The organism is Brevibacterium samyangense (genome assembly GCF_039529845.1).
GTDB lineage: Bacteria > Actinomycetota > Actinomycetes > Actinomycetales > Brevibacteriaceae > Brevibacterium > Brevibacterium samyangense.
The window spans coordinates 87,029-93,943 of record NZ_BAAANO010000008.1 but is presented as its reverse complement, the minus strand read 5'-3'; the positions used below and the strand labels follow the sequence as shown (position 1 = coordinate 93,943).

Sequence of the window (6,915 nt, the reverse complement as noted above, 5' to 3'; positions counted from 1 at the left end):
CTCCTCACCCCCGCGGCGCCTCGGGCGTCGTCGTGACGGGGTTCGTCGTCCCACGCGGCGGACGGGCACGCGCGGCGGGACGGCAGCCGGGCCGTCCACGAGAGGCTGCCGGTGCAGCGGGGCCGGGGGTGCCTCGGCGGTGGGTCCTGAGGTCCGGATCCGGTGTGCCGGGCGTCAGGTCGCCTCGGGGTCGAAGGGGGCCGGAGCCGAGGTGTTGCGCAGCGCGGCCTGGGCCTTGTGGCGCTGGACCGGGGAGATTCGCGTCGCGGTGGCGGTGGCCGCGCCGGAGCCGGTAGCGGCATCGCCGCCGGGCCTGCCGGACGTGGTGCGCGGCCTGACCGAGTCCTCCTCCTGGAGGGCCTCCCGCACGATCCGGCGGGGGTCGTACTGACGGGGATCGAGCTTCTGCCAGTCGACGTCCTTGAAGTCGTCCCCGAAATCGCGTTTGACGTTCTCCCGCGCGTCGTCGGCCTTGCGCTTCATCGCCTTGACGAAGTCCTTGAACTGCTGTGCGTACTCGGGGAGACGCTGCGGACCGATGACGATGAGTGCGACAACGACGAGGATGATCATCTCGCTGCCGTTGATGCCGAACATGAGGTGGATTCTACCAGCGGGCCCCGGCCCGATTCCCGGTTCGCCCCGGGCCGGGGGCCCGCTTCGCGTGTGCCAGAATTCCCCGCATGGACGAATTGCGTGCCGAACTGGTGCTCCGCGCTGCGGAGTCCGTCCCGGCCGGGCGGATCGCCCCGTACGGGATGCTCGGCAGGATCACGGGGACCGGGGCCCGGTTCGTCGGCCGCGTGATGGCCGTCTACGGACGCGAGGTCCCCTGGTGGCGGGTGACGAACGCCAAGGGAGAACTCCCGCCCGAACTCCTCACCCGGGCGCGCGAGAAATGGCACCTCGAGGGAATCCCACTCGACCCTCCCTCGGCGCGGATCCGCCGGTGCCTCGCGGACGAGGACGAGCTGCGCTGCAGGTGGGAACCCCGGATCACCGATATCGTGGGGGCAACGGACCCGGTCGACGCCGGGGACCGCACGACCACCGAAGGAGGACCGTGAGCCGGGACTACGCTTCCGACGCGCACTTCGCCGGGCGCTTCAACGCGTCCGACGCCGTCATGGACGCAGCGCGGACGCTCGCCGCCGAGTACCACACGGCGCCGATCTCCCGCACGAGCGCCGCCGCGCTCACCCTCCTCACCTCCCTCACCTCTCCGGCCGCCGCGATCGAGGTGGGCACCGGGACCGGCACCTCGACCCTCGCGATCATGAAGGGCATGCCCCGCATGGGAGTCCTCACGAGCATCGACACGGACGCCGACCGACAGTCGGTGGCACGGGATCTGCTCGACGTCGCGGAGATCGGGCGGCACCGGGTCCGGATGATCGCCGGGCGTGGGGAGGACGTCCTCGCGCGGCTCGCACTCGGCGGGTACGAGCTCGTCTTCATCGACGCCGACCCGCTCACCTACTCCCGCGTCGTCCCGCTCGCGATCGACCGCCTCGCCGCCGGGGGTCTGCTCGTCGTGAACCGGACGCTTCTCGGGGGTGAGATCGCGAATCCGGCGATGCGCACACCGCGGGCGAACGCGTTGCGCGCGATGTTCTCCTCGCTCGAGGACTCTCCTCTCGAACGGCTCCTGCTGCCGATCGACGACGGGCTCCTCGTCCTCCGCAAACCCCGCTGAGGTTCCGCCCCCAGTCGTCCTGGTCGGCTCGAGGGACCGGGACTGATCCCAGAGACCGGCTCCGGACATGCCGATTCCCGGTGCCTCTGCCGAACGACGGTCTCCCGGCCGAGGACAGGAACCAGCAGGGGGATGTCGGAGGAGGGGTGGTTGCTCGAAACAGGTGACACGCCCGGGCTGTACACACACGTCGGATGGCAACCCGCGGGGTCCGTCGGGCGGACACGGAAACACCGCAGGGCCCGGACGATCGTGATCGTCCGGGCCCTGCGGTGTTTCCGGTGGTGTGGGAGCGGGTTCAGCCCTCGAGTGCTGCTGCGAGGATGTCCCGGAGTTCTCCCGCCTCATCGGGGCTCACCTCGATGACCAGGCGGCCGCCGCCCTCGACGGGAAGTCGGAGGACCATGCCGCGGCCTTCCTTGGTGACTTCCATCGGTCCGTCGCCGGTGCGCGGTTTCTGTGCAGCCATGAAGTTTCCCTTCCGATACGAGGCGTATGCTCCCCTCGATTATCCACTATTTTCGGCCCGGAGTGTAAACCAGGACACACCCGGTCCGAAAGCGGCCCGCGGGATCGACACCGCGCGGACCGGGGCGAACACCGATCACGGCGGGAAATCCGACGGCGGTGTGAAGTGCCAGAGGTACCCGACCCACACGATCTGGAACATCGTGAACGCCGCGAGGACGAACCCCCGATAGGCCCACGACCGGCTGTACGCGAGGGTGAGTGCCACCGGGAACAGCGGCAGGAGCAACCGGAGCGTCGAGGTCTGCGGATTGAAGAAGAGCAGGATGTAGATCCCGTAGGCGAGGCAGAAGTGCTGGAGCGTCCTGCCCATCCGTCCCCCGGCCGGGGAGTACACGAGCGCGAGCATGCCGGCGACGGCGGCGAAGAGAAGGACCGGACCCCACCCGCCCACGAGGTCGTTGCCCCGGGCGAACCACTGCACGAGAATCCGGGAATGGCCACCGCTCCACGCCGCCTCGGTGTCGGTGTAGGCGGTGATCGAACCGGTGCGCAGCGCGGCGAGGGCGGGGTGGACGAGCGCGGCGACGCACGAGAGCACACCGAGGGTCCACGAGGTCACGACCTCCCGCGCCGGGTACGGATCCACCTTCCGCCGCAGGAACCGGTCGATGAGGTGGATGAGCATGAAGAAGGAGAATGCGACCCCGATCGGGCGGGAGAGGTCCATGAGGAACACGACCGGGATCGCCCACAGATAGCGCCGGTCGAGCACGAGCAGGAGCGCGAGTGCCTGCAGCAGCAGGGTGAGGGACTCCGCGTACCCGGTGCTGAGGATGGCCGAGGCCGGGAAGAAGAGGACGACCGCGAGCCCCATGAGTGCCCGCCCGGGGGTCGTCCGGCGCCGGAACAGGACGAGGACCAGGATCGCGGCACCTGCGGTGCACACGAAGGAGAACCACGGCGCGAGCGTGTGGTAGTCGAGACGGAGGACCCATCCGAGGTCCCGCACGAGCCACGGATACAGGGGGTAGAACGCCCACGGGTTCTCGCCGACGGTACCGGCGTCGGTGAGGGGAAGGACGGCCGGATACCCGTCGTGCGCGATCTGCGCATACCACGCGGCGTCCCAGAACATGAGGAAGTCGCCGAGAGTCGTCGTCGTCCCGTCGCTCGTCCACGGTGCCACCGGTTGCTTGCGGAGCACCGCGGCGAAGATCGCGAGACTCACGGTGCGGGAGACGACGAAGACCGCGAGGGCCTGCGCCCAGGCCGGGAGTGCGAGAACGGCGTCGGCTCCACGCCGCAGGAGCGAGGAGTCGAACACCCGGGGAGCGAGCCGGACCGGGGCGTCGTGGTCGGACGCGTTCATGCGTGGGTGGAGTCCGCGCCGGCTGCGGGTGCGCCCGTGCCGTCGGACGGGGCTGCGGCGGAAGAGGAGTCCGTCGCGGAACCGCCGGAATCCTCCCGACGGGCGGCCTCCGCCTCGAGTTCCCGGATCCGTGCGGCGAGGACGCGGAGGACCTCGTCGACCTCGTCCATCCGGTATCCACGGACCGCCGGAGTGAAGCCGAGGCGCTCGACGTCGGAGGCGCCGAAGCCCTCCGGGAGCCGGTGCCCGGGAGCGCGTTCCTCCCCGTCGTCCGGCATCCCGCCGTCGAACAGGCCCCACGCCCCGGCGACGACGATCGCCATGACGAAGACCGCGCCGCACACTCCCAGAATGATCCACATCGGCATGCTCGCCATGATGCCACACGGCCCGTCCGGGAGTCGGCCCGGACCGGCGCCCCGGACCGCTGCCTCAGACCAGTCCGCGCACGCTGCGACGCGGAGGCGCCCAGCCCCGGACCGCCCGCACCATGTCGATCGCCTGGACGGTCGCGGCGACGTCGTGCGCGCGGATGAGCGACACACCCGCGTCGACCGCGAGGGCGGTGGCCGCGATCGTGCCCGGCAGCCGTGCCGCCGGGTCCGCGGTGCCCGTGGCCTCTCCGACGAAGTCCTTCCGGGAGATCGCGAGGAGCACCGGGTGGTCCCCCGCCGTGAGCGTGCCGAGTTCCCGCATGAGAAGGAGAGACTGCCGGGTGTTCTTCCCGAAGTCCGGGGTGGGGTCGACGATGATCCGCTCGTCCGGCACACCCGCGGCGCGCGCTCGGTCGACGAGGACCTGCAACCCCCGCCGGACGTCCGCGAGGACATCCGTCGACACGCTCCCGTAGGAGTTCCGATGCGCGTCGGTCCGCGGGGGCAACCCACCCGTGTGCGAACACACGAGCCCCACCCCGCTGCGTCCCGCGACGGTCGTGAGTGCGGGATCGACCCCGGCCCAAGTGTCGTTGAGGATCCGGGCACCCGCATGGACGACGGCCTCCCCGACCTCGGCCCGCCAGGTGTCGACGCTCACGACGAGCTCCGGCAATCGGGTGTGCAGTGCTTCGACGACGGGGCACACGAGGTCGATCTCCTCGCCGAAGGTGACCTCGGGGCCGCGACCGGCCCGGACTCCCCCGATGTCGACGACCCGGGCGCCCTGCTCCCAGGCACGCACCGCCTCGGCGACGGCGGCGTCCGTGGAGTCGTGGGAGACGTAGAAGGAATCCGTCGAGCGGTTGACGACGGCCATGACGGCCGGGTTCCGGGGAGATGCGGTGAAGGATCCGATGCGCAGGACGCTCACGCGCCGGTCACCTCGCCGATCCCCTTCCGGATGTACGCGACCGCGTCCTCGACGGAGTCGGTGACGTGGAACAGGTCGACGTCGTGCTCGGAGATCGTGCCGGCGGTGAGGAGCGTCGAGGTGATCCACTCGACGAGCCCGCCCCAGAACGCCGTACCGACGAGGACGATGGGGAACCGGGTGATCTTCTTTGTCTGCACCATCGTGAGGGCCTCGAAGAGTTCGTCGAGGGTGCCGAAACCACCGGGCAGGACGACGAATCCCTGGCTGTACTTGAGGAACATCGTCTTCCGGACGAAGAAGTACCGGAAGTTGATGCCGAGGTCGACGTACTCGTTCATCCCCTGTTCGTGCGGGAGCTCGATCCCAAGGCCGACGGAGACCCCGCCGCCCTCGACCGCACCCCGGTTACCGGCCTCCATGATCCCCGGTCCACCACCGGTGATGACACCGTACCCGGCCTCGACGAGCCCGTGGGCGACCTGTCGGGCCTGCTCGAACTCCGGGGTATGGGGTTTCAGACGGGCCGAACCGAAGATCGCGACCGCCGGCCCGAGTTCGGCAAGGGACCCGAACCCCTCGACGAACTCCGCCTGGATCCGCAGCACCCGCCACGGGTCCTCGTGCACCCAGTCGGCGGGGCCGCACTGGTCGAGGAGTCGCTGATCGGTCGTCGTCGTCGGGACGAGGGACCGTCGCAGGGTCACCGGCCCCTTGCGGTAGGACTCGTGCCCGGAGCGGAACTCCTCCTGCTCGGCCGGGTCGACGCCCTGCGGGGTGGCGTCCGCCCCGGTCACGCCGGATGCGGGATCGGGGGTGAGGTCGGGGGTGGACTCGATCTCGGTCATGCCTGGCCCTTCGGCTCGGAGGACGTGGACTGCCCGGGTACGGCGGAGGCGGACGGTTCGAGGAAGGCGAGGAGCGCCTCGGTCGCGGCGACGACCTCGGACCGCCGGACGTGTTCGTCCGCCTTGTGCGCGAACAACGCGTTCCCGGGGCCGAAGTTGACCGCGGGCATCCCGAGTGCGGAGAACCGGGCGACGTCGGTCCACCCGAGCTTGGGCGCCGGGGCCGAGCCGATCGCCCGGACGAACTCCTGCGCCGCCGGGAGGTCGAGACCGGGGCGGGCACCGTCCGCCGCATCCGTGACGTTCAGGTCGTACCCGGCGAAGAACTCCCGGAGCCAGGCCTCGGCGTCGGCGGCGGAGGTGTTCGGGGCGAAGCGGTAGTTCACGACGACGGTGCACTCGTCGGGCACGACATTGCCGGCGACTCCCCCGGAGATCCCGACCGCGGAGAGCGATTCGCGGTAGTCGAGCCCGTCGACGGTGACCGTCGGTGCCTCGAAAGCGGCGAGCTTCACGAGGATGTCGCCGGCGGCGTGGATCGCGTTCTCGCCCATGAAGGCCCGGGCGGAATGTGCACGCACGCCGTGGGTGCGGACCTCGACGCGGATGGTCCCGTTGCACCCGCCCTCGATCCCCGCATTGCTCGGTTCCCCGAGGATCGCGAGATCGGCGTGCAGCCAGTCCGGGTGATTGCGCGACACCCGTCCGAGCCCGTTGAGGTCCGAGTCGACCTCCTCGTGGTCGTAGAAGACCCAGGTGAGATCACGGCGTGGGGAACGCAGTCGGTGGGCGACACTCAACGCCATCGCGACCCCGGCCTTCATGTCGCAGGCGCCGCGGGCCCAGATGACGTCCTCCCCGTCGAGGACCCGGTCCTCGCTCGGCACGTTTCCCTCGATCGGGACGGTGTCGAGGTGCCCGGCGACGAGGATGCGCTCGTCCCGCCCGAGCGACGTCGACGCGACGAGTGTGTCCCCGTCACGGCGGATGTCGAGCGGGGTGCCGTGCGCGGAGATGTGCTCGAGGACGAGGTGGACCGCGTCCGTGAGGAGACGCTCGTCGCCGGAGACCGAGGGGATGTCGCAGAGGCGGGCGGTGAGGGCGGCCGGGTCGTCGAGGACGGCGATGAGACCGGCGGCGAGGTCGGACGCCCCCGCTAGGGGGAAGTCGGACGGGTACGCGGGCGGAGCTGGGTTCAGGGATGCGTCGCTCATGGTCACCAG

At 70.5% G+C, this 6,915-nt stretch carries 9 protein-coding genes; 2 read left to right on the top strand and 7 right to left on the bottom strand.

What is annotated here, in order from left to right; translation table 11 throughout:
• Positions 1-174 precede the first annotated feature (174 nt).
• Positions 175-597 (bottom strand): twin-arginine translocase TatA/TatE family subunit, encoded by a 423-nt coding sequence (locus tag ABD172_RS04425; RefSeq protein ID WP_344307315.1) that lies wholly within the window; start codon positions 595-597, stop codon positions 175-177.
• 86 nt (positions 598-683) lie between these two features.
• Here ABD172_RS04425 and ABD172_RS04420 point away from each other — a divergent pair, with 86 nt between their 5' ends.
• Positions 684-1,067, top strand: coding sequence for an MGMT family protein (locus tag ABD172_RS04420; RefSeq protein ID WP_344307313.1), 384 nt, complete (start codon positions 684-686; stop codon positions 1,065-1,067).
• A complete protein-coding gene (locus ABD172_RS04415) occupies positions 1,064-1,696 on the top strand; it encodes an O-methyltransferase (protein WP_344307311.1) in 633 nt (210 codons plus the stop codon). Before ABD172_RS04420 ends, ABD172_RS04415 begins: the two co-directional genes overlap by 4 nt.
• A gap of 298 nt (positions 1,697-1,994) precedes the next feature.
• Here ABD172_RS04415 and ABD172_RS04410 read toward each other — a convergent pair whose 3' ends face one another.
• The 6 genes from ABD172_RS04410 to dapE all read right to left on the bottom strand — a co-directional run bounded on the left by ABD172_RS04410 (position 1,995) and on the right by dapE (position 6,906).
• The gene (locus ABD172_RS04410) at positions 1,995-2,165 is read right to left on the bottom strand and encodes a DUF3117 domain-containing protein (protein WP_344307309.1); all 171 of its coding nucleotides are present in this window, start codon (positions 2,163-2,165) and stop codon (positions 1,995-1,997) included.
• Between the two features lie 135 nt (positions 2,166-2,300).
• Positions 2,301-3,536: a hypothetical protein gene (locus ABD172_RS04405; protein ID WP_344307307.1), complete on the bottom strand. Its 1,236-nt coding sequence runs from the start codon at positions 3,534-3,536 to the stop codon at positions 2,301-2,303.
• Positions 3,533-3,904, bottom strand: coding sequence for a DivIVA domain-containing protein (locus ABD172_RS04400; protein ID WP_344307305.1), 372 nt, complete (start codon positions 3,902-3,904; stop codon positions 3,533-3,535). The genes ABD172_RS04405 and ABD172_RS04400 overlap by 4 nt, the downstream gene beginning before the upstream one ends.
• A gap of 64 nt (positions 3,905-3,968) precedes the next feature.
• Positions 3,969-4,844, bottom strand: coding sequence for a dihydropteroate synthase (folP, locus tag ABD172_RS04395; RefSeq protein ID WP_344307303.1), 876 nt, complete (start codon positions 4,842-4,844; stop codon positions 3,969-3,971).
• Complete coding sequence (locus tag ABD172_RS04390; protein ID WP_344307301.1) at positions 4,841-5,692, bottom strand: LOG family protein; 852 nt, start codon at positions 5,690-5,692, stop codon at positions 4,841-4,843. Before ABD172_RS04390 ends, folP begins: the two co-directional genes overlap by 4 nt.
• Positions 5,689-6,906 (bottom strand): succinyl-diaminopimelate desuccinylase, encoded by a 1,218-nt coding sequence (dapE, locus tag ABD172_RS04385; RefSeq protein ID WP_344307299.1) that lies wholly within the window; start codon positions 6,904-6,906, stop codon positions 5,689-5,691. Before dapE ends, ABD172_RS04390 begins: the two co-directional genes overlap by 4 nt.
• Positions 6,907-6,915: the final 9 nt, after the last annotated feature.

What these genes read in the sequence shown, in the direction of transcription:
- ABD172_RS04425 (WP_344307315.1), bottom strand. Translation starts at nt 597, where the DNA reads ATGTTCGGCATCAACGGCAGCGAGATGATCATCCTCGTCGTTGTCGCA.
- ABD172_RS04420 (WP_344307313.1), top strand. Translation starts at nt 684, where the DNA reads ATGGACGAATTGCGTGCCGAACTGGTGCTCCGCGCTGCGGAGTCCGTC.
- ABD172_RS04410 (WP_344307309.1), bottom strand. Translation starts at nt 2,165, where the DNA reads ATGGCTGCACAGAAACCGCGCACCGGCGACGGACCGATGGAAGTCACC.
- ABD172_RS04405 (WP_344307307.1), bottom strand. Translation starts at nt 3,536, where the DNA reads ATGAACGCGTCCGACCACGACGCCCCGGTCCGGCTCGCTCCCCGGGTG.
- ABD172_RS04400 (WP_344307305.1), bottom strand. Translation starts at nt 3,904, where the DNA reads ATGCCGATGTGGATCATTCTGGGAGTGTGCGGCGCGGTCTTCGTCATG.
- ABD172_RS04390 (WP_344307301.1), bottom strand. Translation starts at nt 5,692, where the DNA reads ATGACCGAGATCGAGTCCACCCCCGACCTCACCCCCGATCCCGCATCC.
- dapE (WP_344307299.1), bottom strand. Translation starts at nt 6,906, where the DNA reads ATGAGCGACGCATCCCTGAACCCAGCTCCGCCCGCGTACCCGTCCGAC.